The organism is Paenibacillus sabuli, assembly GCF_014705605.1.
In the GTDB taxonomy this organism is placed as follows: domain Bacteria; phylum Bacillota; class Bacilli; order Paenibacillales; family Paenibacillaceae; genus Paenibacillus_D; species Paenibacillus_D sabuli.
This window is the reverse complement of record NZ_JACXIZ010000058.1, coordinates 1-21,935: the sequence shown is the minus strand read 5'-3', so window position 1 is coordinate 21,935 and position 21,935 is coordinate 1. Positions and strand designations below refer to the sequence as shown.

Below are 21,935 nucleotides of genomic sequence, written 5' to 3'. Positions count from 1 at the left end.
GCCATGCTCCGCAACGCCAAAGGCTTGACCGCAATCGAATTAATGGGCGCGCTCGCCATCGCGCTGCTCGTCATCGGCACGCTCATCGTGCTGCTCGGCCAGAGCCACTCCAGCGCGGTGCGCATCGCCCTGCGGGAGACGGTGCAGCAGGAGGCCGAGGACAGCCTGCGCCATATGGTGAGCGCGATTCGCACCGGCTTCGCCGCGACCGCGGGAGCGGACTACGCGCTCAGCCTGGACAATGCCGAGACGGGCGAATACATTCGCTACCGGCGGCTCGCCGACGGCCGCCTGACCTTCGAATCGTCGCGCATTCCCGAGGGCGCCGATACCGCCGTCGCACTCGGCGCGACGCTCTCGCATCACACCGAGTCGGTCGAGGTGAGCGTCGCCGAAGGCCGGGTGTCGATCGCCCTGACGATGCGGTACGAAGGCTCGCGCACGGAGACGTTCCGCACTGTCGCGTATACGCTGCGCTGATGCTCGGGCCGTGTCTGCGCGCGCCCGTACACATCGACGCTGGCTAGCCACAGCAGATCGTCATGTTGTCGCCCGAGTACGCCTTCGTCTCAGGTCCTCCTGGGTCGTCGCTCCCCGCGTACGCTCTGCACGCTCCGCTACACGGGCTGCAGCAGCCTCAGGTAGGCGTCCACCCACTGCGCCCCCCACCAATACGCGCACAGCGCGCCCGCCGCGATGGCAGGGCCAAACGGCAATTGCCGCGCGTCGCGGCCGCTTAGCCGCAGGATCAGCGCGCCGGCCAATCCGGCCACGCTCGCCAGCAGCAGGCTCAGCAGCGTGAGCTCGAGGCCGAGCAGCAGGCCGAGCGGGACGTACAGCTTGACGTCGCCGCCGCCGAGCGCCTCCTTGCGCAGCAGCAGGCTGCACAAGACGCCGATGGCCAGCAGCAGGCCGCTGCCTGCCAGTGCCGCCGCGCCGTAATTCCAGAGCGGCAGCGGATGCGACCAGAGCCGCATGAGCAGCGCGCCGGCGATCCCTGCAGCGACGACGGCATCGGGGATGACGAGCGCGGACAGATCGGTCTGCACGATCACGTACAGCAGAGCGATCAGCAGCAGGGCTGCCGCGAGCTCGCGGCTCGGCCCGAGCTGCAGCCCCGCGAGCGCCCAGCTCAGGGCCAGCGCAGCCTCGCCGAATGGATAAACCAGTGCGACCTTGCGCCCGCAGGCCGGACAGCGGCCGCGCGTCAGCGCATAGCCGAGCGCCGGCAGCCCGCGCAGCCGCCGCAGCGGATGACCGCCGTGGATGCAGTAGGTCGGCGGATACCGCGCCGGCAGCCGCTCGTCCCAGCGGATGGCCGCCGCGTTGAGCGCTCCGCCGAGTGCCAGGCCGCCCAGTCCCGCGAGCAGTCCGATCATTCCGTCCACGCGCTCACCTCGCTCCTGATGGTCCGAAAGGCAACCCGAGTCGGGCTGCCTTGGATAAACGTATGGGCCTTCCCACTTCTGTGGTCCAGCCGAGCCGGGCCAATGTCGAATCGCTTGTTCGTATACGTAGAATCAGCCTGACGTCAACGTCACCGTATAGGTGCCGTTGGCTTGCGGGGTAATCGTGACTCCGTTTTTGGCCTTTGCGGTATCGTTCCAGGTCGGAATGGCATTCAAGTAGCCTTCGCGGACCAAGTCAGCGCCTGTCGCTGCATTTGACAGCGTCACCGCCGTGGCCGTGCTGACTTCCTCGTCGATCGCATATCGCAGCGCCGCCTCTTCAATCATTTTATCCGTCGCCGTGTCCGACTTCTCCTCCGCATTTTTGATCGTCGCGCCGATCGCCGGCACCGCGATCGCGGCGATGATGCCGACGATGACGATGACCGCCAGCAGCTCGACCAGCGTGAGTCCCTTCTCGTTCTTCAGAATGGTGCGCATCTGCATCTCTCCCTCTCCCTAGGTTGGTGCTGCATCTATATCGAACGGCGGACTACATGCTCTCCATCATGCGGAAGGAAGGCATGAGCACCGCCAGCACGATCAGTCCGACGACGGCGGTCAGCAGGAGGATCATGAGCGGCTCCAGCAGCGTCTTGAGCCGCTCGGCCATCGCGTCCACGTCCGCCTCGTAAAAGTCCGCCACCTTGGCCAGCATCGTATCCAGCGAGCCGGCGCGCTCGCCGCTGGCGACCATCTGCGTCACCATTGGCGGGAACAGCCGTGACTGTCCCATCGGACCGGCCATCGGCTGGCCGCGCCGCACCTGCTGGCGCAGCTCCTCGATCACCGCCCCGATCGCCCGGTTGCCGACCACCTCGGCGACGATCGCGAGCGCGGGCAGCATCGGCGTGGCCGCGGTATACAGTGAGGCGAAGGTGCGGCTGAAGCGCGCCAGCGCCTGCTTGTGCCATAGCCGGCCGAAGACCGGCAGCTTCAGCTTGGCGTGGTCGAGCCTACGACTCCAGCTGGCGCTGCGGCGCATGAGGCGCAGCGCCAGCCCAGGCAGCGGCAGCGCGGCGAGCACGACGTACCAGTACTGCTGCACGAAGGCGCTCGCCCCCATGACGATGCGGGTCGGCAGCGGCAGCTCGATATTCATCTGCGCGAAGGTGTCGACATAGCCCGGGATTACGAACAGCATCATGAAGACGACGACCAGCACCATGACGACGAGCATAATCGCCGGATAGATCATGGCCGACTTGACCTTCTCGCGCGTATTATGCTCCTTCTCGTAGAAGACCGCCAGCCGCTCCAGCATCTCGTCGAGACTGCCCGATACCTCGCCGGCCTTGACCATGCTCACGAAGACCGGCGTGAACACCGTCGGATGCGCGGCCGCCGCCACGGAGAACTGCGCGCCCGCCTTCATGCGTTCGGCGATGTCGGCGAGCACCCTGCGCAGCGGCTTCGCTGGCGATTGCTCGGCCAGCAGCCGGATCGCCTCGACCAGCGCGACCCCCGACTTGTACATCGTCGCCAGCTGGCGGCAGAATACCGTGAAATGCGCGGTCCCGACCCGCGGCCCGCCGATCTCGATCTCCCGATGCAGCGCGCTCTGACTGCGGTCGACCAGCTTGCTCGCCCACAGCCCGCGGCCGCGCAGCTGCTCGGCGGCCTGCTGGAGCGTGGCGCTCTCCACGGTGCCCGCGGCCCGCTTGCCGGCGGCGTCGACCGCCCGATAATGATAGATCGGCATCCTGCTTCCCCCTGCCTTCCGCTGCTTCGTTACGCTCAGCCGCTCAGATCGGCCGTCTCGCCGACGGCCTGCCGCGCCTGCTCCTCCGTCACCAGGCCCTGCCGCACGAGCTCCCGCAGGGCTTGCTCCATCGTCTGCATCCCGCTATGCCGCCCCGTCTGGATGATCGAGCGGATCTGATGCACCTTGTCCGTGCGGATCAGGTTGGCGATCGCCGGCGTATTGACCATGATCTCGCAGGCTGCGACACGGCCGCCCCCGCCGACCGTCGGCAGCAGACGCTGCGCGATCACGCCGGCCAGCACCGCGGCCAGTTGCACGCGTATCTGCTGCTGGCCCTGCGGCGGGAAGACGTCGATGATGCGGTCGATCGTCTGCGCCGCATCGGCGGTGTGGAGCGTGGCGAAGACGAGATGCCCGGTCTCCGCCGCCGTGACCGCCGTCGCGATCGTCTCCAGATCGCGCAGCTCGCCGATCAGCAGCACATCCGGGTCCTGGCGCAGCGCCGCGCGCAGGCCGGCTGCGAACGAGGCGGTGTCGCGGCCGATCTCGCGCTGATTGACGATGCTGCGCTTGTGCCGATGCTCGAATTCGATCGGGTCCTCCAGCGTGACGATATGACAGCTGCGCCGCTCGTTGATCGCATGGACGAGCGCGGCGAGCGTCGTCGTCTTGCCGCTGCCGGTCGGGCCGGTCACCAGCACCAGGCCCTGCGAGCGCTCCGCCAGGCGAGCCGCAGCCGCCGGCAGACCGAGCTGTCCGAGCTCCGGCAGCGCCTCCGGGACGAGCCGGACCGTCAGGCCGGTGCCGCCGCGCTGGCGGAATACATTGACCCGGCAACGCTGTCCGGCCGGGGAGCGATAGGCCAGATCCAGGTCTCCGCTCGCGGCGAACGCCTGCCGACCCTGCTCCGACAGCAGCGCCTCCGCCAGCCGGGCGGTGTCCTGCTCCGTCAGCGGCCGCTCGCCGTGCGGGACGAGTCTGCCGTGGACGCGCAGCATCACCGGCGCGCCCGCGGTAATATGGATATCCGATGCCCGGCCGGCGCTCGCGGCCGCCAGTATGTGCTCCAGCTCCATCATCGTGGTGCCTCCTTCACAGGTCCCGTAGCGCTCATGACTCGTCGTAGCTCGTGACGCGATGCACCTCGGCGATCGTGGTGCGGCCCTCGGCCGCCTTGGCGAGACCGTCGCGCAGCATCGGCACGATCAGGCCGCGCTGAATCGCATGCTGGAGGTACTCGCCGTCGGTGCGCTTGCCGAGGATCATCGCGCGCAGCGCATTGTCCACGGTCAGCACCTCGTGAATGGCGAACCGCCCCTTGTAGCCGGTGCGGCCGCACTCGGCACAGCCCGCGCCGCGGCGCAGCTGGCCCGGCGCGATGCCGTGCCGCTCCAGCAGCGCGCGCTCCTCCGGCAGCGGCTCGTAAGCGGACGAGCAGGCCGGGCAATTCTCGCGTACGAGCCGCTGTGCGACGATGCAGGTGATCGCCGAGGAGATGAGGAACGGCTCGATCCCCATGTCGAGCAGCCGGCTGATCGCGTTCACGGCGCTGTTCGTATGCAGCGTGCTGAGCACGAGATGACCGGTCATCGCCGCGCGCACTGCGATCTCGGCGGTCTCGGCGTCGCGAATCTCGCCCACCATGACGATGTCCGGATCCTGTCGCAGCATCGCCCGCAGCCCGCGCGCGAAGCTGAGCCCGGTGACGTTGTTGATCTGCATCTGATTGACGCCCTGGAGCTGGTACTCGACCGGGTCCTCGACGGTCATGATGTTGACGCTGTCCGCATTGAGCCGCGAGAGCGCGGCATAGAGCGTCGTCGTCTTGCCGCTGCCGGTCGGGCCGGTGATCAGCACGACGCCGTGCGGCTGTGCGATCTGCCGGACGAAGGCGTCGCGGTTGGCCGTCGTGAAGGCCAGGCGGTCGACGTCGAGCAGCGCCAGGCCGAGGTCGAGCACGCGCATCACCACTTTTTCGCCGTGGATCGTCGGCAATGTGGCCACCCGGATATCGATCTTGCGGTATTCGATCTCCTGCTCCACGCGACCGTCCTGCGGCACGCGGCGCTCGGCGACGTTGAGCGCGGCCATGATCTTGATGCGGGCCGCGATGACCGGCTGCATCGCCAGCGGCAGCGTGCGCTCGGTGCGCAGGATGCCGTCCACGCGGAAGCGGATGCGCAGGCTGTCCTCCTGCGGGTCGAAGTGAATGTCGCTCGCCCCCGCCTGCACCGCCTGCAGGATAATCTGATTGACCGTCTTGACGACCGGCGAATCGTCCTCCGCCTCTTCCGGCGGCGCCGTCTGCTCCTCGCGCAGGTCCTGACTGATCTGCTCGATCGACTCCTGGAGCCCGTAGTAGCGCTTGATCGCCCGCTGCAGCTCGTCGCGCGAGGCGATGACCGGCTCGACGCGCAGTCCCGTAGCCATCCGCAGCTCGTCGATGGCGAAGTAATCGAGCGGGTCCGCCATGGCCACGACGAGGCGGTTGCCCTCCACGCGTACCGGCAGCACGCCGTGCTGCTCCGCCAGCCGCTGCGGGATCAGGCCGATTACCTTGGACTCGATCTTGTGCCGATAGAGCTGCACGTGCGGGATGCCGAGCTGGAATTCGAGCGCCTCGATGAATTGCTGCTGCGTCAGGAAGCCCTGGGTAATGAGCACGTCGCCGAGCCGCATTTTCAGGTCGCGCTGCTGCTGCAGCGCCTGCTGAAGCTGCGCTTCGGTGATCGCGCCCGACTCTACCAGCAAATCTCCGATTCGCTTGCGAGACACCGCCATGTTACGCCCTCCTTGTGCAGCTATAGTCGCATAAGTCTAAAGTCTCCATTTTCCATTTACGTTCATTAATACCCTCAGTAAACCAGAATCCCTCCTTCAAGTCAACAACTTTAGGCCTATTTTACAAAGCGTTACCAAGACTATAGTATCATTCCAGATAAAGCGCTTTTTTTAACGGAAAATGCATCCTCATGCCGCTATTGCCTGCTTGAATTTTCCCTTTGGCCGGCACGCGCGGGCGGCCGCCGCAGCTGGTGTTGACATTTGCGGCCAACAGGCGTATAACGGGAGTAATCATATGCATTCGATGACGGGAACAAGTAGAGCCGATCGTGCGGTCTCCAGAGAGCCGGCAACTCGCTGCGAGCCGGCGGCCGCCGCGCGCTCGAATATCCTCCCCGAGAATTTGCGTCGAAGCGTTCCGATCCAATGCGGGACGCGGTAGGCGCGGACGATCGTCCCCCGTTACCGGGAACACGTATGCTTGTACGTGAACAGAGTGCCTTCGGGCGGTCTCGCAGGGCTTGTGCCCGGAGACTCCGGCGGAATCAGGGTGGTATCGCGAGCAATAGTCTCGTCCCTATTGGGGCGGGGCTTTTTTTTAAATTCATTTGCAGCTTGGACAGGAGGAGTCTAGTCATGGATACGAACGAGAGGTATGGCGTCGCGCGGAGGGGCGTTGCTCTGGAGGAGATCGTGTTTGCACAGCATCAGTTGAAGGAGGTCATCGTCCGTACCCCGCTGCAGTACAGCCGCGTGTTGTCGGAGCGATACGGCTGCCGCGTCCTGCTCAAACGGGAGGATCTGCAGGTGGTGCGCTCCTTCAAGATCCGAGGGGCGTATTACTTGATGCGGTCGCTGCCGCGCGAGCAACTGGAGCGCGGCGTCATCTGCGCCAGCGCCGGCAATCATGCGCAAGGCGTCGCCTACTCCTGCCAGTCGCTCGGCGTGCCCGGCAAGATCTACATGCCCAGCACCACCCCGCGCCAGAAGGTCCGGCAGGTTGCGTTCTTTGGAGGCGACGCGGTCGAAATCGTGCTCACCGGCGATACGTTCGACGATGCCTATGCGGAAGCGATAGCAGCCAGTCAGCGGGAGGATATGGCGTTTATCCATCCGTTCGACGACGCCAAAATTATCGCCGGCAACGGCACGATCGGCATGGAAATCGTCGACGAGCTGCAGCAGCAGCTCGACTATGTATTCGTCACTGTGGGCGGGGGCGGTCTGGCGGCCGGGGTCGGCGCTTACCTGAAGCAAGCCGCGCCGGGCGTACGCCTGGTCGGGGTCGAGCCGGAGGGCGCGCCGTCGATGCGGGCCTCGCTGGAGGCCGGCGCGGTGACGCCGCTGGAGGAGATCGACAAGTTCGTCGACGGGGCTGCCGTCAAGAAGGTGGGCGAGCTGACCTTCGCCCTGTGCCGCGAGCTGCTCGACGAGACCGCCGTCGTCGCGGAGGGCAAGGTGTGCACGACGCTGCTCGATCTGTACAACGAGAGCGCCATCGTCGCCGAGCCCGCGGGCGCCCTGCCGATCGCGGCGCTGGACCAGTACCGGGAGGCGATCGCCGGCAAGACTGTCGTCTGCGTCGTCAGCGGCGGCAACAATGACATCGACCGCATGCAGGAGATCAAGGAGCGCTCGCTCATGTACGAGGGGATCAAGCACTATTTCATGGTCAATTTCCCGCAGCGCGCCGGGGCGCTGCGGGAATTCCTGGACGATGTGCTCGGGCCGGGCGACGACATCACCCGCTTCGAGTATACCAAGCAGCACAACAAGGACAACGGGCCCGCTCTCGTCGGCATCGAGCTGAGGCAGCGCGACGATTACGAGCTGCTGATCGCGCGCATGCGCAGCAAGGGGTTCCGGTTCATCGAGCTTAACAAGGATCCGCTGCTGTTTAATTTGCTGATCTAGCTGAGGACGCGCTGCCCGGGAGCCTGCCGTTACCAGGCATAAGCGACCGGCGCCGTTCCGCCCGGTCCCGGGAAGATCTCGTCCAGCCGGGCCAGGACGGTATCGTCCAGCTGCAGTTCAACCGCTTCGAGCGAGCGTTCGAACTGCTCCATCGTGCGCACGCCGATAATCGGCGCCGTCACGGCGGGGTTGGCGAGCAGCCAGGCCAGCGCGACCACGTCCTCGCGCGAGCCAAGCTCGTCGCTGAGCGCGCGGAATTGCTCCAGCTGGCGGCGATGCTTCTCTACCCGCTCCATGTTGCCGCTGCGCTTGCCGGCCCCGCCGCGCAGCGCGTTGCCGGCGAGCAAGCCGCCGTCCAGCGGGCTCCACGGGATGATGCCGATGCCGTGCGCCTGTGCAGCCGGCAGCACCTCCAGCTCCGGCAGCCGGCACAGCAGGTTGTACTTGTGCTGCTCGGAGACGAGCCCGAGGAAGCCGCGCGCCTTGGCCTCGCCCTGCGCCACGGCCAGATCCCATCCGGCGAAATTGCTCGAGCCGGCGTAGCCGACTTTGCCCTGGGCGATCGCAGTCTCGTAGGCGCCCCACAGCTCGGTCCAGCTGACGCTGCGGTCGATATGATGCATCTGATAGAGCTCGATATGATCGGTCTGGAGCCGTCGCAGCGAGCCTTCCAGGTGGCGCTTCAGCTTGTATGCGGACAAGCCGCGCGACCCGTTGGGGCCGTCCGCCGCATCCGACATGTCGCCGTGGAACTTCGTCGCCAGCACCGTGCGCTCGCGCCGACCGCCGCCCTGGGCGAACCAGCGCCCGAGGATCTCCTCAGTGAGGCCCCGATTCTCCCTGCCGTATACATTAGCCGTATCAAAAAAATTGATGCCCGCGTCCAGCGCCGCATCCATAATGCGAAACGCTTCCTGCTGCTCCGTCTCTACGCCAAAATTCATCGTACCCAGGCACAGCCGGCTCACCTTGAGACCGGACCGGCCCAACGCCGTGTATTGCATGCTTGCTTCACGCTCCTTACCGGTTCAAATTTTGCGTGCGGCCCGCGGACGCCGTCGCCTGCTGGCCGCACGGACACACCTGTAGTATAATGCAATCGGCGACCGCGGGGCTAGTCCGGCCTGCCAGAGCGTTCTGGCGCCCGTTGATCTCCCATGCTTTCGCAGCGCCGTCTGGCGGGTAATCCCAGGTATACGGCATGGCGACCGCCGACGTTGTCCATAATGGATAGTAATTCTATAATGGAAGGAGCGTGAGACGAGTTGAAAGGATTGCCACGCGGTCTGTTCGGTCCCGAAATGCTGCTGCTCGCACTGATTTTGCTCTTGGTCGATTTCGTACGCGGCGCGCTGCTGATCAGCTTCCTGCCCATTTACGGCGAAAAAGTGCTCGGCCTCTCGCTCGACGTCATCGGCATCGCGATCACCGCGCATTATTTGACCGACACCGCGCTCAAGCTGGCCATCGGCTATTTGCTGGATCGCTTTTCGGTACGCTTCGTCGTGCATACCGGGCTGCTGATCTCCTTGTGCGGCGTCGTCCTGCTCGGCAGCGCCATAGCGCCATGGCTCGTCATTACCGCTTCCGCCTTGTACGGCATCGGCGTCTCGCCGATCTGGATCGTCTGCCTGATGAAGGTCACGGACGAGCGGCGCGCCACCAAGATGGGCTTCCTCTACACGATCTGGTTCGTCGGCCTGGGCGCCGGGCCGATCGTCTGCAATTGGCTGCTGGACACGAGCGCGCGCTTCACTTACTTCTTGCTGGTCGCGCTCTCGCTGGCTGCGTGGGCGCTGTCGCTGCTGATCACCAATCGCACGGTCCAGACGGTGCGCACCGTGCCGCTGCGCAGTCAGCTGGCGATCCTCGGAGACAAGCTGCGGCAGCTGCGTCCGCTCCTGCCGGGCATGATCCTGCAGACGACCGGCGCCGCGATGCTCGTCCCGATCCTGCCCAGCTTTGCCGAGAAGCAACTCGGCATCGGCAGCTCGCAGTATTCCTTCTTGTTGATGGCGGGGGGGCTATGCACGGTGGCGGGGCTGATGCCGATGGGTCGCCTCTCGGATCGGGTGGGGGGCAAAAAATGGTTCCTGGTGGCCGGCTTCGGCCTGTTCGCGCTGACGTTGTATGCGTTGACCGCGCAGCCGCCCGTCTGGGCATGCCTCGCGCTGGCCGCCGTCCTGGGCTGCTCCTACGCCGCCGTATTGCCCGCCTGGAACGCGCTGCTGGCCGCCTATATCCCGCCGCAGCAGCAAGGCCTCGGCTGGGGCCTGATGTCTACAATCGAGGGCATCGGCGTCATGGTCGGTCCGGTGCTGGGCGGCGTGCTCGCCTCCCTGCACGGCGAGACGCCGGTGGTCGTCGTCAGCGCCATTTTATTTGGTTTGATCGGTTTGTTTTATTTCGTTTTCGGGCAAAGGATGGATGGGCTGTGATGAGTCAATTGTACGAATGGATTCGCGAGCTGCGCCATATGGAGCCGGAGCAGCTGCAGCATACGCTTGAGAGCTACGCGGCATGGGGCCCGCTGCCAGGCATTGCGGCGCCGATCGTCGAGGCGATGCTGCCGTTTTTGCCGCTCCTGCTGATCGTCGCGGCCAATGCGAATATTTATGGGCTGGGGCTGGGCATTCTCTATTCCTGGATCGGCGTCTCGGTCGGCTGTCTACTCGTCTTCTGGGTTGCGCGTACGCTCGGCGGCCGCTTCGGGTCGTGGCTGCGCCGTCGCTTTCCGGGGAGCGACCGCTTCTTCCGCTGGATCGAGGAGAAGGGCTTCACGCCGATTTTTCTGCTCGCCTGCTTCCCCTTTACGCCGTCGTCGCTGATCAATCTTGCGGCCGGCCTGAGCGGCGTGCCGCCGCGCACGTTTACGATTGCGATCCTGCTCGGCAAGGCGGTAATGATCACCAGCATCTCGCTGATCAGCTTCGACATTACCGACATCGTCACCGAGCCGTGGCGCCTCCTGGTGGCCGCCGCCGTGCTGCTCGGCATGTGGTTCTTCGGCAAAAAACTGGAGCTGCGTTTTCAGACTTGAGCAGGCGCGCCTATTGCGGCGTGCCGCCGCCCTCCGGGCGGAACCGGTGAATGGACGTGACGTTGTCCGCGGCTTCGCCGGACGTCTGCCGACGGGCATACGGCAGCGCGATCTCCATCGTCGTCCCCGTGCCGAGCTCGCTGTGCGCCCGAATGCGGCCGTGATGATTGTCCACGATTTTGTAGCTGACCATGAGGCCGAGCCCGGTCCCTTTGTCCTTGGTCGTATAGAAGGGCTGCCCCATCTTGGCCAATTGCTCCTCCGCGATGCCCGGCCCCTGATCGGAGATGCGTACCACAACCTCCTCTTCCTTCCGTATACACGCGATGGTGATGCGGCCGCCTTCGCTCATGACTTCGATTGCATTTTTCAGCACGTTGATGAAGACCTGCTTCACCTGATTCTCCACGCCGTAGATCCAGAGCGGCTCCGGATCGTAGGATGCCGACAGCTCGATATCGTGCAGCGTCGCCTGGGCCTCGAGCAGCGTGATCGTATCGCCCATGATCTGACGCACATCCTTGTAGGCCAGCTCGTAGACCTGCGGCTTGGACAGCATCAGCAGCTCGCTGACGATCGATTCGATCCGCACCAGCTCGGACTTCATGATGTCGTAGTAATTTTTGTTGGCGCTGCGGCCCGAGACGATCAGCTGCAGGAAGCCCTTGAGCGAGGTGAGCGGATTGCGGATCTCGTGGGCGATGCCGGCGGCCAACTGACCCGCTACATACAGCTTTTCGGAATTGATCAGCAATTCCTCGTTTTTTTTGCGTTCGGAAATGTCCCGAATGATGACCTGCACCGCCGGCTTGCCCGCCAGCGTCGTCAGCGTCTCGACCACCTCGGTATAGAGCGGCTTGCCCTTGACCGTGTACCATTCCTGCTCGCTCGGCGCATGCGCCGCCTCCGGCTCCAGCGACTTTAATCTGGCGCGCGCCGCCCGATGGTGCTTAGGATGCAGGTAGCCGTAGATCGACTTGCCGATCAGGTCTTCCGGCGCATCGGCTTCGAATAGCCGCAGGCCGGAGCGGTTGACGTAGCGCCACTGCCCTTCGCAGATAATCGCGATCATGTCGATGGAATTCTCCACCAGCAGCCGATATTGCTCGCCTACCTGCTCCAATCGCTTGTTCGTCAGCCAGGTCACCAGGCAAAAGCCCGTCACCAGCAGCGTCCCGATGCCCAGCAGCAGCATGAGCTGCGTCAGCGTCTCGCGGAGCCGATCCGCCGTCATGATCGCCGCGTATTCCACTTGGACGGCGTCGATGCCGAGCAATTGCATCGCAATCGTCGTCACGCCCAGCATGATCGTCCCCGCCAGAATCGAGTAGCCCCGCGCGATGTTGAATGCCGCATAGGAGGCAAAAACGCCCGCCCAAGTGACCAGCATCGTGATCCCCATATACTCGTGATGCAGCTCGAACTGCCGAATCGGTCCGCTGAGTATGCTCGTGTAAAAGAGCCCGCACAAAGCCGCAGCCAGCAGCAGGCTGGCCGCAGCCAGACGCAGCGCCGGGTGAAGACCTCCCGCGAGCACGCGGAAGGAGGCGTAGGCCAGCAAAGTGGCGATCAGCAGCAGCAGACAGATCGAGCCGTCGATCGTGATCATCGCTTCGGCCGCAATCATGATCAGGAAATGGCCGACGGTCACGCCGAGTCCGAATACGGCGGCCGCCCCGAACAGCCAGACTCTGCGGCGCGGGCCGCGCCAGGCCCGCAGGTTGCCGATCAGCTGAAACATCGTATAGGAAGACAAGATGCTGATCAGCAAGGCCAGCAGAACAAAAAGCAGCTTGGTCGTGTCGAACTGTTCGCTCATTTGTCCCCTCATCCATGTCGTAGTCAACATATAAATTTCCGTCTTTGAATGTTAAAATTCGACAATTTCGAACCAAATCCTTTTTTATCATTCTAGCAATCTTTTGATCGCAGGGCCGATAATCGGGTATACTATCAAGTACAGAGAGGAGGTAAAGAATGTCCGGATTTCTGAAAGAATTGCGCGAATTTGCAGTAAAAGGAAATGTCATCGACCTCGCTGTGGGCGTCATTATCGGCGGCGCATTCGGGCGGATTGTCACATCGCTTGTCAATGACATCGTGATGCCTCCTATAGGCAAGCTGCTGGGAGACGTCAATTTTGCGGACCTGTTCATTAATCTGGAGCCCTACAAAACAACCGCCGAAGGCAATCCGATCGTCTCACTTGAGCAGGCCAATGCGGCCGGAGTCGCGGTAATCGCGTATGGCAACTTTATTAATGTGGTGCTCAACTTCATCATTGTCGCGGTCAGCATTTTCTCGGTCATCAAGCTGATGAACCGGCTGCGCCGCAAGGAAGAGCAGAAGGAAGAGGCGCCGGCCGAACCGACGGAGAAGGAGTGTCCGTACTGCCTGTCCAAGGTGCCCATTAAAGCGACCCGCTGCAGCCACTGCACCTCCCACCTGACGGAAACGACGATCCGTTGACCGAGGAGCGGCTCGATATCTATGATGCGAGCGGACGTCCGCTCGGCACGGCTACGCGAGCGGAGGCGCACCGGCAGGGCTATTGGCACCGCACCTTGCACTGTTGGCTGGCGCGGCGCGGCTCAGGCGCGCTATTCGTGCGCTTCCAGCGCCGCCATGCAGCCAAGGACACGTATCCCGGCTGCTTCGACGTCACCGCCGCCGGCCATCTTGCCGCCGGCGAGACGGTGCGGGAGGCGACGCGCGAGATTGAGGAAGAGCTGGGGGTCGCGGCCCCGTTCGAAGCGCTGATCCCGCTGGGAGAAGTGCGCGAAGAACGGAGCTTCCTGGCGCATGGCCGGCGCGTGGTCGACCGCGAGTTCAGCGCCGTCTATGGCTGGCTGGCCGATCTACCGCTCGAGGCGCTGCGGCCGCAGCCCGAAGAAGTGGCCGGGATCTACGAAGCGGAGCTGCCTGCGCTGATCGCCCTCTTCGAAGACGAAGTCGCGGAGATCCGCGCCGCAGGCTATGCCGCAGCGGGCGACGGCCGGCTGCTGTCCGAGCGCCGGCTGGTGCGTGCGGACGCCTTCGTCCCCCGCCGACACGGCTATTACTCCCAGACGCTGCGACGCTTGGCCGAGGCGCTCGGGCAGCCGTACTAGCGGAGCGGAGCCCTGCTTCCCGGCCGTCCCGGCGGCGGGAGGCGCCCGCGGCCGCCTCCCAATTCGCATACCAGCGGTCGATCATGCGGTGAATGTTGTAGAAGATCGTACTGCCCGGAGCCACGTCAAAATCGTTAATGGCCGGCTCGTTGTAAAGGCTTGCAGCCTCTTGGTGGATACAGCCGTGCAGGCCGCTGGATTCGATATAACGTCCCAGTTCGTCCAGCGTCGCAAACGATTGCGGATACATGACGATGCGGCGCTCCGCCTCCCGGTCATAGCATGGCGCCTGGCGGATCGCCTCCGGTACTGCAGACCAAGCCTCCACCAGCGCCGGATCGTAGTCTTGACGGGCATACCAGTCCAGGACCCGCCGTATATATTGACGATGGAAGCGCAAAAAATCTTCGCCATAGCCTGGTGGCAAGGCATCCATAGCCAAGGCATGACGCGCGCGATGCCACTGACGGTGCTCTGCCAGTAAGTCTGCCGGAAAATTTGGAATTTGCGGCATTTTTATCACCTCTTATGGCATTCTATTGCTGCGGGCTCGTACCGGTGCGATCCAAGCTGCCAACTACGGGATAGGCTTGCAAACAAGCTGCATGACAAAAGGAGTGATTCTGGGTGATGGACGTATCTCTTATTTTTATCGTCTTACCGGGATGCGCTCTCGAGGGGCCGCAGCCGTGAATACGCCATGCTGGTGCTGATTGCGACCTTGATTTTTCCTGTCGTGGGACTGATCGTGTACCTCCTCATCCGCCAGGATTGACGTGCCCGGACAAGTAAAATTTTTTTGCCGAAAAAGCTTGACTTTTGACGCGAAAATTCGTATCCTAATAGAGGTCTTGCAACAAATGCTTCATGCTGATGTAGCTCAGCTGGTAGAGCAACGCATTCGTAATGCGTAGGTCGGGGGTTCGAATCCCTTCATCAGCACCATACATAACTTTCGCTAAAAACGCGGGTTTTCGAACAGTCGAAAATTGGCGTTTTTTTATTTTTCAAAACTGGATAAAATGTAGAAAATGAATGAGGCTTGCTGGAGATTCAAGCGCTCTTCAATCGGGTAATAGATAAAGCGAGATCTATGCAAGAGGGAGGAATTCAAATGCCATACCAAAAACTGTTGGTGGCCTATGACGGTTCAGAGCAATCGATCCGCGCCTTGAAAACCGGCATTGACATGGCGGCGACATGGAAGGCCCGGTTGGATGTCCTGCATGTATACGAAATTCCCGTCATGATTGTCGGCGAAGCGATGGTTCAGCCTCCTGTGGAAAGCTCAGTAGCGGTCGTCGAGGAAGCGGACAATCTGGCAGCCGAAGCACGCTCCTTGATTGCCGCAGTTCCGGACGTGAACGCAGAGGTGCAGGTCCTCCAGGGCAATCCTGGCAAGACCATTCTCGAGCAAGCCGAAGAATTGGGAAGCGACCTGATTATTATCGGCAGCCGCGGACTTGGCGGGATCAAGGAATTTTTCCTGGGCAGCGTCAGCCATCATGTGATCCAACATGCCAAGGTGCCGATTCACGTGGTCAAATAGCAGACTCGAGCCAGAAAGCAGCAACCCAACCGCCATTTTAAAAGACCCTGCGAGAGCTTTTGCTCCAGCAGGGTCTTCGCCTTGGACATTCTCGGAACGGAACGGGCTGCGCCGCCGAGCACGGCGTCGCCCGTTCGCTTAGCCCGTTCCGCGTACCGGTTATTTGCTCGCCGGTTCGCTCTGGGTGCTTGATTGCGTTTTGTCGGTCTGCACCGTCAACGCGCCGTCCTTCTCATCAATGGTCAGCGAATCGCCCTTGGTGATATTGCCTTTAAGCAGCTCTTCCGACAACCGATCCTCGATATGCTTTTGAATCGCTCTGCGCAGCGGACGCGCTCCGTATTGCGGATCAAATCCTTCCTTGGCCAAAAATTTCTTAGCCGCTTCGGTCAGGACGAAATCGACCTCTTGCTCGCGCAGCCGCTTGCGCAGCTCCTCGGACATCAAGGTGACGATCTGGGCTATGTGCTCCTCCTCCAGCGAATGGAAGACGATCGATTCGTCGATCCGGTTGAGGAATTCCGGACGGAAGCTTTTCTTCAGCTCCGCCAGCACTTTTTCCTTCATTTTCTCGAACTCATGCCCCGAATCCTGTACCGCCGTGAAGCCGAGCGTCGAATTGCGCTTGATCTGATCGGCGCCGACGTTCGACGTCATGATGATCAGCGTATTGCGGAAGTCTACGACCCGCCCCTTGGAATCGGTCAGACGGCCGTCCTCCAGTACTTGCAGCAAAATGTTGAAGACCTCCGGATGCGCCTTTTCGATCTCGTCGAGCAGGACGACCGAATACGGCTTGCGGCGCACTTTCTCGGTGAGCTGGCCGCCTTCCTCGTACCCGACATATCCCGGAGGCGCGCCGACCAGACGCGAGGTCGAATGCTTCTCCATGTACTCGGACATATCAATGCGGATCACCGCATTCTCGTCGCCGAACATCGCCTCGGCGAGCGCGCGCGCCAGCTCGGTTTTGCCGACCCCTGTCGGACCGAGGAAGATGAAGGAGCCCATCGGACGCTTCGGATCCTTCAGCCCTGCTCTGGCGCGACGGATCGCCCGCGAGACGGCCTTGACGGCGTCTCCTTGGCCGATTACCCGGTCATGCAGGATATCCTCCATTTTGAGCAGACGCTCCGTCTCCTCCTCTGCCAGCTTGCTGACAGGTATTCCGGTCCAGCTCGCCACGACCTGTGCGATATCCTCGGGCGTTACCTCGGAATCGGTGCGGCCTTGCTTTTCCTTCCAGCTGTTTTTCGTCACGTCCAGCTCTTCGCGGATCTTCTGCTCGGTATCGCGCAGCGCCGCCGCTTTTTCGAACTCCTGACTTTGCACCGCAGCGTCCTTCTCCTTGCGGATATCCTCCAGACGATTTTCCAGGTCCTTGAGATTCGGCGGTACCGTGTACGAGCGCAGTCTCACTTTGGAGCCCGCCTCGTCGATCAGGTCGATCGCTTTGTCCGGCAGGAAGCGGTCGGTGATGTAGCGGTCGGACAGCTTCACTGCTTGCTCGATCGCCTCGTCGGTAATTTTCACGCGATGATGCGCCTCGTAGCGGTCGCGGAGCCCGTTCAGGATCTGAATGGCTTCTTCCGGCGACGGCTGGTCCACGGTAATCGGCTGGAAGCGGCGCTCCAGCGCGGCATCCTTCTCGATGTACTTGCGATACTCGTCCAGGGTCGTCGCGCCGATGCACTGCAGCTCGCCTCTAGCCAGCGCAGGCTTGAGAATATTCGATGCGTCGATTGCGCCTTCGGCGCCGCCGGCTCCGATCAGCGTATGCAGCTCGTCGATGAAGAGCACGATGTTGCCGGCCTGACGAATTTCGTCCATGATTTTTTTGAGCCGATCCTCGAACTCGCCGCGGTACTTAGTGCCCGCCACGACCGAGCCCATATCGAGCGTCATGACGCGCTTGTCGCGCAGCGTTTCGGGAATTTCGTTGGCGATGATCTTTTGCGCCAGCCCTTCGGCGATCGCCGTCTTGCCGACGCCGGGCTCGCCGATCAGCACCGGGTTGTTTTTGGTACGACGGCTGAGCACCTGGATGACGCGCTCAATCTCCTTGCTGCGGCCGATGACGGGGTCGAGATTGCTCTCCTTCGCCGAGGCCGTCAGATCGCGCGCCAGACCGTCCAGCGTCGGAGTATTCACATTGGCGGACGAGCCGCTGCTGCTGGACACCGATTCGCTGCTGCCTAGCAGCTGCAGCACCTGTTGGCGCGCCTTGTTCAGGCTGATGCCCAGGTTGTTGAGCACCCGTGCCGCCACGCCCTCGCCCTCGCGAATCAGACCGAGCAGGATATGTTCGGTGCCGACGTACGTGTGGCCGAGCTTACGCGCTTCGTCCATGGACAATTCAATGACTTTTTTGGCCCGCGGCGTATACGCGATATTTGTCGGCTGTTCCTGCCCGCGGCCGATGAGCGATTCTACCTCATCCTGGATTTTTTCGAGCCCGAGGCCGAGGCCGGTCAACGCTTTGGCAGCGATCCCTTCGCCTTCGCGAATCAAGCCGAGCAGGATGTGTTCGGTTCCGATGTTGTTGTGTCCGAGGCGAACCGCCTCTTCTTGCGCCAGTGCCAGCACTTTCTGAGCCCGTTCCGTAAATCTTCCAAACATCATCTAAAACACCTCCGTGCTTATGTTTTTGGTGACAAGTAACGGCGAATCAGCTCCGCTCGCCGGATATCCCGCTGCTCCGCATTCAATCGTTCGTCGAATACCTGTTGCAGGAAGCCCGGCTGCGTAAGTACCATTAATTCATTCATTACCTGTGGAGACAAATTTTGAATCAGCTCCAGATCAATTCCGAGCCGCACATCGGACAAGCGCTGCGCCGCTTCCTTGGAATCCATGATCGAAGCGTGAGACAAGATTCCGTAAGAACGGCGGACACGGTCTTCGACTCGTACGCGGGATTCGGCCAGCAGGCGCTCGCGCGCCGCCTTCTCATGCTCGATTATCTGCCGCGCCACGCTGTGCAGATTATCGATGATCTCCTCCTCGGACTGCCCGAGGGTAATCTGATTGGAGATCTGAAACAAGTTGCCGACCGCCTCGCTGCCCTCCCCGTACAAGCCGCGCACCGCCAGCCCGACCTGGGTAATCGCCGAGAGGATGCGATTAATCTGCTGCGTCAGCACAAGCGCAGGCAGATGCATCATGACCGAGGCCCGAATACCGGTGCCTACATTGGTCGGACAGCTGGTCAAGTACCCTTTGCGCTCATCGAAGGCGTAATCGACCTCTTGTTCGAACAGATCGTCGATCCGGCCGGCGGTCGCCCACGCCTCGCGAATCTGAAAGCCGGGGTATAGACATTGAATGCGAAGATGGTCCTCTTCGTTAATCATAATGCTGATCGATTCCGTAGCGCTGAGGACGACGGCGCCGCCGCGCGAATCATTGGCCAGATTCGGACTGATCAGATGCTTTTCCACCAGCACTTTTTTTTCCAGCTCGTTGAGCTCGGACAAATCAAACGATTCAAAGCTGCCCAGATCCTGCAGCTTGTCATGCTTAGCGACAGCCGTTAACTGCTCCATCACCTCGCGCGACTGCTGGTTGGTCGCCAGCATCGGAAATGGCTGATGCTTCAAATTGCGCGCCACGCGAATCCTGCTGCTGATGACAATCTCGGAATCGGGACCTTCGTTTCTCATCCATTCGCTGAGCGCGTCCTGGGCAAAACGTCTTTTTTCCACATCCACCCCTCCTGTTGCACTCGATTGACAACGCCCCGGCACTTCTTGCTAGGCATCCGTCAGCTTGCGCTCCAGCTCGCGTATGCGATCGCGGAGACTTGCGGCATCTTCGAATTCCTCCATCTCGATGCGCTGGTGCAGCTCTTGCTTGAGCCGGTCCAGCTCGCGTCGGTCCTGAATTTCGCCGCCGGAGCGCTTCGGGATTTTGCCGACATGCACGGTGTTGCCGTGCACCCGCTTGAAGAGCGGGTCGAGGCGTCCCGCAAAATACCGATAGCAAGAGCTGCAGCCAAACCGGCCAATCTTGCTAAACTGCGTATAGGTCAGGCCGCAGTCCTCGCAGCGCAGCGTTTGCGGCTTGGGGCCGATGCTCGACGATGGGCCGCTTTTTTCGAAATCCATTAATCCCGACAACAAACTGTGAATGGAAAATCCGCCCGACGTTCCCGGCAGCATTTCGCCTTTTTCCCGTGCACAGGATTCGCAAATGTGAAACTCCGTTTTTTCGCCATTCACAATTTTTGTGAAATGCAAGGTCGCCGGCTTGTTTCCGCATTCCTGGCATAGCATCGTCAACGCCTCCTTTCCTCCCTCACTTCGCCAGCAGCGAAATGAGCATCGCCTTCAGGATGTTGGCACGAATCTCATCGCGCAACGGGAGCTTCAGGGCGATGGCCTCGCGGTGAACGGCTGCCCGCAGCAGGTTGGCTTCCCGTGTCGAAATCATCGAGGCCTCCTTAAGCTGGTAAATTAATCCCTCAGCGGCCTCCTGATCGACGCGCGTGCCGATGGTTTGCTGGATATGGCCGTGAATCGCCTTGAGCATCGGCAGCTCCACGCGTTGAATACGAATGTAGCCGCCGCCCCCTCGTTTGCTTTCCACCAGGTAACCTTTTTCCAACGTAAATCGCGTGCTGATGACATAATTGATTTGCGACGGCACACAGGAAAACCGATCGGCCAAATCGTTGCGCCGAATTTCGATCGCGCCTTCCGGGCTGGCATGCAGCATTTGCTTCAAGAAATGCTCCAACGTATCCGAAATGTTTCGCATATCACCAACCTCCCCGTAAACGTCTCCAGTCAACCATGCACTTGACTTTGACTTTCTTTGACTTTATTATACACGCATAATGGAAATCCGGTCAAGTGCTTTTGCCGCAATCCGCTGCAGAATGCTACACACTAGGGTAAGCAACTTTCGGACGGTTATGCGGCGAGTGCGAGAAGGGGACGTTCAATCGGTATTACACATCGAAGAAGGCCTGGCGAAACGGAACCCGTCGGGGTCAAAAAAAATCGAGCATGCCCGTCGGCCGTGCCGGGATCAGCTGCTCAAGCATGCGCACCGCTTCCTCGTCGCCCTGCAAACGAAGCATGCGATACAGCTCGAAAGGGCGTAAATACCCGCTCATCATGACGGACAAGGTCTGTATATCGCACGCCAGCGATACGCCATTCAAACCGTCCGTTTCATCCGCCGAAGCACGAGAGACCCGCACCGAGCCTGCCGCCTCGGGAGTCAGTTCAAATACGCCCTGATTCCAGGCGCATGTCGCATCTTCAATCGTCAATCGTATGCAACGAACGGAAGATGCGCCTGAGACAGTCTCAAACGGATAGTCCGACAATGCCCCCATCACGTCGACAATACGGACCATAAAGTAGGGCTCAATGCTTTGCCCAATTCTCGGATCGGGGAGCTGCGCAGGAAGGCGATCGTCCATCGGCGCGCTCCAATACAGGTGATTGATCATTGAATCGTGATTGCTTAAAAATCGCCAAATGCCTCGCCGGGCCTGCTCGTCAAGCGCGACCAGTTCGTGGACGTGCAAGTTCCGATTCTTGCATGCATACACCACATACCCACGCGGCTCGTTCGCTTCATTATAATAAATGGCGGCTTGACCGGACTTGCGCTTAAACACGGACGTCTCCCACCACTCCAAGGTTCGCTGAAGCGTACCGTTATAACGGCTGGCATAGGCCTCATACAGCGGGGATAGCTCCTTGGCAAGCGCGCCATTCAAAACCGGTCTTCGTTCGACACGCCCTCCTACGTCCTGAGGCTGCGGAAGCTGTGTTTTGGCAAGGGTGTATGTTCGATGCTCCGTCAGCATCTCCCATCCATATTTGCGATAGAAGCCATAGCTGAACGGAGCCAGCATCGACCAGGCTTGTCCCTCGCTTCTCATGTGCTGCAACGCTTGCTGGATCAAACGCTTGACAGCCCCATTACGCCGCTGCTCCGGCCATGTTGCCACGGACGCAACTCCGCCCATCTCCACGGACTGGCCTTGCAAGTACATGTGGAGCGGAATAACGATAAGCATGGCCTGCAAGCTTTCCCCTTCAAAGGCTCCCCATACATGAAGCGACTCAAAGCGCCTCTTCCAATCCTCTTGATCCGCCTCAGAGAGCTCGTATTGAAACGCATATTGACCAAGTGCCAAAAATAGCTCCCATTCCTCAGCCCGGGCATTCCGAATTTCCACTTGCGCTCCCCCTTCATTCTGAATACAGTCATTATGCCATAGGCAAGGATGTGCTTCAAATATGTGGCCAAAACAAGCAAAAGCACAGCCCCTAGAGACCGAAATCTCAAGGGGCTGTGCATGGTTGCTCGGCGACGTCCTACTCTCCCAGGACCCTGCGGTCCAAGTACCATCGGCGCTGAAGGG

Annotated in this window: 19 protein-coding genes, 1 tRNA gene, 1 pseudogene and 1 other annotated feature; of the genes and pseudogenes, 9 read left to right on the top strand and 12 right to left on the bottom strand. The window is 61.5% G+C overall.

The window, feature by feature from the left end:
• Window positions 1-3 precede the first annotated feature (3 nt).
• Entirely contained in the window at window positions 4-480 is a 477-nt protein-coding gene (locus IDH44_RS23730; protein ID WP_190921312.1) for a PilW family protein, read from the top strand.
• Between the two features lie 137 nt (window positions 481-617).
• On the opposite strand, the gene IDH44_RS23725 is transcribed toward IDH44_RS23730, so the two are convergent.
• From IDH44_RS23725 to IDH44_RS23705, 5 genes are all read right to left on the bottom strand, one after another.
• Window positions 618-1,379: a prepilin peptidase gene (locus IDH44_RS23725; protein WP_223869985.1), complete on the bottom strand. Its 762-nt coding sequence runs from the start codon at window positions 1,377-1,379 to the stop codon at window positions 618-620.
• Window positions 1,380-1,520: 141 nt separating this feature from the next.
• Window positions 1,521-1,895, bottom strand: a complete 375-nt coding sequence (locus IDH44_RS27260; protein WP_317890246.1) for a prepilin-type N-terminal cleavage/methylation domain-containing protein — start codon at window positions 1,893-1,895, stop codon at window positions 1,521-1,523.
• Between the two features lie 46 nt (window positions 1,896-1,941).
• Window positions 1,942-3,150: a type II secretion system F family protein gene (locus tag IDH44_RS23715; protein WP_190921310.1), complete on the bottom strand. Its 1,209-nt coding sequence runs from the start codon at window positions 3,148-3,150 to the stop codon at window positions 1,942-1,944.
• Window positions 3,151-3,185: 35 nt separating this feature from the next.
• Window positions 3,186-4,232: a type IV pilus twitching motility protein PilT gene (locus IDH44_RS23710; protein ID WP_190921309.1), complete on the bottom strand. Its 1,047-nt coding sequence runs from the start codon at window positions 4,230-4,232 to the stop codon at window positions 3,186-3,188.
• A gap of 31 nt (window positions 4,233-4,263) precedes the next feature.
• Complete coding sequence (locus IDH44_RS23705) at window positions 4,264-5,934, bottom strand: GspE/PulE family protein (protein WP_190921308.1); 1,671 nt, start codon at window positions 5,932-5,934, stop codon at window positions 4,264-4,266.
• 298 nt (window positions 5,935-6,232) lie between these two features.
• Window positions 6,233-6,519, top strand: a binding site (T-box leader).
• A 54-nt stretch (window positions 6,520-6,573) separates the two neighbouring features.
• On the opposite strand from IDH44_RS23705, the gene ilvA reads away from it, so the two are divergent.
• On the top strand, window positions 6,574-7,851 hold the full coding sequence (gene ilvA / locus IDH44_RS23700; RefSeq protein ID WP_190921307.1) for a threonine ammonia-lyase IlvA: 1,278 nt from the start codon (window positions 6,574-6,576) through the stop codon (window positions 7,849-7,851).
• A gap of 29 nt (window positions 7,852-7,880) precedes the next feature.
• Here ilvA and IDH44_RS23695 read toward each other — a convergent pair whose 3' ends face one another.
• Complete coding sequence (locus tag IDH44_RS23695) at window positions 7,881-8,855, bottom strand: aldo/keto reductase (RefSeq protein ID WP_190921306.1); 975 nt, start codon at window positions 8,853-8,855, stop codon at window positions 7,881-7,883.
• 261 nt (window positions 8,856-9,116) lie between these two features.
• Between IDH44_RS23695 and IDH44_RS23690 the strand changes: the two genes are divergently transcribed.
• Together IDH44_RS23690 and IDH44_RS23685 are read left to right on the top strand one after the other, a co-directional pair.
• On the top strand, window positions 9,117-10,289 hold the full coding sequence (locus tag IDH44_RS23690; protein WP_223869982.1) for an MFS transporter: 1,173 nt from the start codon (window positions 9,117-9,119) through the stop codon (window positions 10,287-10,289).
• Window positions 10,289-10,891 (top strand): TVP38/TMEM64 family protein, encoded by a 603-nt coding sequence (locus IDH44_RS23685; RefSeq protein ID WP_190921329.1) that lies wholly within the window; start codon window positions 10,289-10,291, stop codon window positions 10,889-10,891. Before IDH44_RS23690 ends, IDH44_RS23685 begins: the two co-directional genes overlap by 1 nt.
• A gap of 10 nt (window positions 10,892-10,901) precedes the next feature.
• Here the strand turns inward: IDH44_RS23685 and IDH44_RS23680 are convergent, their stop codons facing one another.
• Window positions 10,902-12,710, bottom strand: a complete 1,809-nt coding sequence (locus tag IDH44_RS23680) for an ATP-binding protein (RefSeq protein WP_190921305.1) — start codon at window positions 12,708-12,710, stop codon at window positions 10,902-10,904.
• Between the two features lie 158 nt (window positions 12,711-12,868).
• Here IDH44_RS23680 and mscL point away from each other — a divergent pair, with 158 nt between their 5' ends.
• The 5 genes and pseudogenes from mscL to IDH44_RS23655 all read left to right on the top strand — a co-directional run bounded on the left by mscL (window position 12,869) and on the right by IDH44_RS23655 (window position 15,550).
• Complete coding sequence (gene mscL / locus IDH44_RS23675; protein ID WP_190921304.1) at window positions 12,869-13,360, top strand: large conductance mechanosensitive channel protein MscL; 492 nt, start codon at window positions 12,869-12,871, stop codon at window positions 13,358-13,360.
• Window positions 13,357-14,001, top strand: coding sequence for an NUDIX hydrolase (locus IDH44_RS23670; RefSeq protein WP_190921303.1), 645 nt, complete (start codon window positions 13,357-13,359; stop codon window positions 13,999-14,001). The genes mscL and IDH44_RS23670 overlap by 4 nt, the downstream gene beginning before the upstream one ends.
• A gap of 673 nt (window positions 14,002-14,674) precedes the next feature.
• Window positions 14,675-14,776: pseudogene (locus IDH44_RS23665) on the top strand (PLDc N-terminal domain-containing protein); the annotation flags it as partial.
• A 94-nt stretch (window positions 14,777-14,870) separates the two neighbouring features.
• Window positions 14,871-14,946 (top strand) — tRNA-Thr (locus IDH44_RS23660).
• A gap of 169 nt (window positions 14,947-15,115) precedes the next feature.
• Window positions 15,116-15,550 (top strand): universal stress protein, encoded by a 435-nt coding sequence (locus IDH44_RS23655; RefSeq protein WP_190921302.1) that lies wholly within the window; start codon window positions 15,116-15,118, stop codon window positions 15,548-15,550.
• 159 nt (window positions 15,551-15,709) lie between these two features.
• Here IDH44_RS23655 and clpC read toward each other — a convergent pair whose 3' ends face one another.
• The 5 genes from clpC to IDH44_RS23630 all read right to left on the bottom strand — a co-directional run.
• A complete protein-coding gene (gene clpC, locus IDH44_RS23650) occupies window positions 15,710-18,172 on the bottom strand; it encodes an ATP-dependent protease ATP-binding subunit ClpC (protein WP_190921301.1) in 2,463 nt (820 codons plus the stop codon).
• A 17-nt stretch (window positions 18,173-18,189) separates the two neighbouring features.
• Window positions 18,190-19,254, bottom strand: a complete 1,065-nt coding sequence (locus tag IDH44_RS23645) for a protein arginine kinase (protein ID WP_190921300.1) — start codon at window positions 19,252-19,254, stop codon at window positions 18,190-18,192.
• A gap of 48 nt (window positions 19,255-19,302) precedes the next feature.
• Window positions 19,303-19,824: a UvrB/UvrC motif-containing protein gene (locus tag IDH44_RS23640; RefSeq protein ID WP_190921328.1), complete on the bottom strand. Its 522-nt coding sequence runs from the start codon at window positions 19,822-19,824 to the stop codon at window positions 19,303-19,305.
• Window positions 19,825-19,846: 22 nt separating this feature from the next.
• Window positions 19,847-20,308, bottom strand: coding sequence for a CtsR family transcriptional regulator (locus tag IDH44_RS23635; protein ID WP_190921299.1), 462 nt, complete (start codon window positions 20,306-20,308; stop codon window positions 19,847-19,849).
• A 235-nt stretch (window positions 20,309-20,543) separates the two neighbouring features.
• Window positions 20,544-21,935, bottom strand: a 1,392-nt coding sequence (locus IDH44_RS23630; protein ID WP_190921298.1) for a GNAT family N-acetyltransferase, incomplete at its 5' end; no start/stop codon positions are given.

What these genes read in the sequence shown, in the direction of transcription:
- IDH44_RS23730 (WP_190921312.1), top strand. Translation starts at nt 4, where the DNA reads ATGCTCCGCAACGCCAAAGGCTTGACCGCAATCGAATTAATGGGCGCG.
- IDH44_RS23725 (WP_223869985.1), bottom strand. Translation starts at nt 1,379, where the DNA reads ATGATCGGACTGCTCGCGGGACTGGGCGGCCTGGCACTCGGCGGAGCG.
- IDH44_RS27260 (WP_317890246.1), bottom strand. Translation starts at nt 1,895, where the DNA reads ATGCAGATGCGCACCATTCTGAAGAACGAGAAGGGACTCACGCTGGTC.
- IDH44_RS23715 (WP_190921310.1), bottom strand. Translation starts at nt 3,150, where the DNA reads ATGCCGATCTATCATTATCGGGCGGTCGACGCCGCCGGCAAGCGGGCC.
- IDH44_RS23710 (WP_190921309.1), bottom strand. Translation starts at nt 4,232, where the DNA reads ATGATGGAGCTGGAGCACATACTGGCGGCCGCGAGCGCCGGCCGGGCA.
- IDH44_RS23705 (WP_190921308.1), bottom strand. Translation starts at nt 5,934, where the DNA reads ATGGCGGTGTCTCGCAAGCGAATCGGAGATTTGCTGGTAGAGTCGGGC.
- ilvA (WP_190921307.1), top strand. Translation starts at nt 6,574, where the DNA reads ATGGATACGAACGAGAGGTATGGCGTCGCGCGGAGGGGCGTTGCTCTG.
- IDH44_RS23695 (WP_190921306.1), bottom strand. Translation starts at nt 8,855, where the DNA reads ATGCAATACACGGCGTTGGGCCGGTCCGGTCTCAAGGTGAGCCGGCTG.
- IDH44_RS23685 (WP_190921329.1), top strand. Translation starts at nt 10,289, where the DNA reads ATGAGTCAATTGTACGAATGGATTCGCGAGCTGCGCCATATGGAGCCG.
- IDH44_RS23680 (WP_190921305.1), bottom strand. Translation starts at nt 12,710, where the DNA reads ATGAGCGAACAGTTCGACACGACCAAGCTGCTTTTTGTTCTGCTGGCC.
- mscL (WP_190921304.1), top strand. Translation starts at nt 12,869, where the DNA reads ATGTCCGGATTTCTGAAAGAATTGCGCGAATTTGCAGTAAAAGGAAAT.
- IDH44_RS23655 (WP_190921302.1), top strand. Translation starts at nt 15,116, where the DNA reads ATGCCATACCAAAAACTGTTGGTGGCCTATGACGGTTCAGAGCAATCG.
- clpC (WP_190921301.1), bottom strand. Translation starts at nt 18,172, where the DNA reads ATGATGTTTGGAAGATTTACGGAACGGGCTCAGAAAGTGCTGGCACTG.
- IDH44_RS23640 (WP_190921328.1), bottom strand. Translation starts at nt 19,824, where the DNA reads ATGCTATGCCAGGAATGCGGAAACAAGCCGGCGACCTTGCATTTCACA.
- IDH44_RS23635 (WP_190921299.1), bottom strand. Translation starts at nt 20,308, where the DNA reads ATGCGAAACATTTCGGATACGTTGGAGCATTTCTTGAAGCAAATGCTG.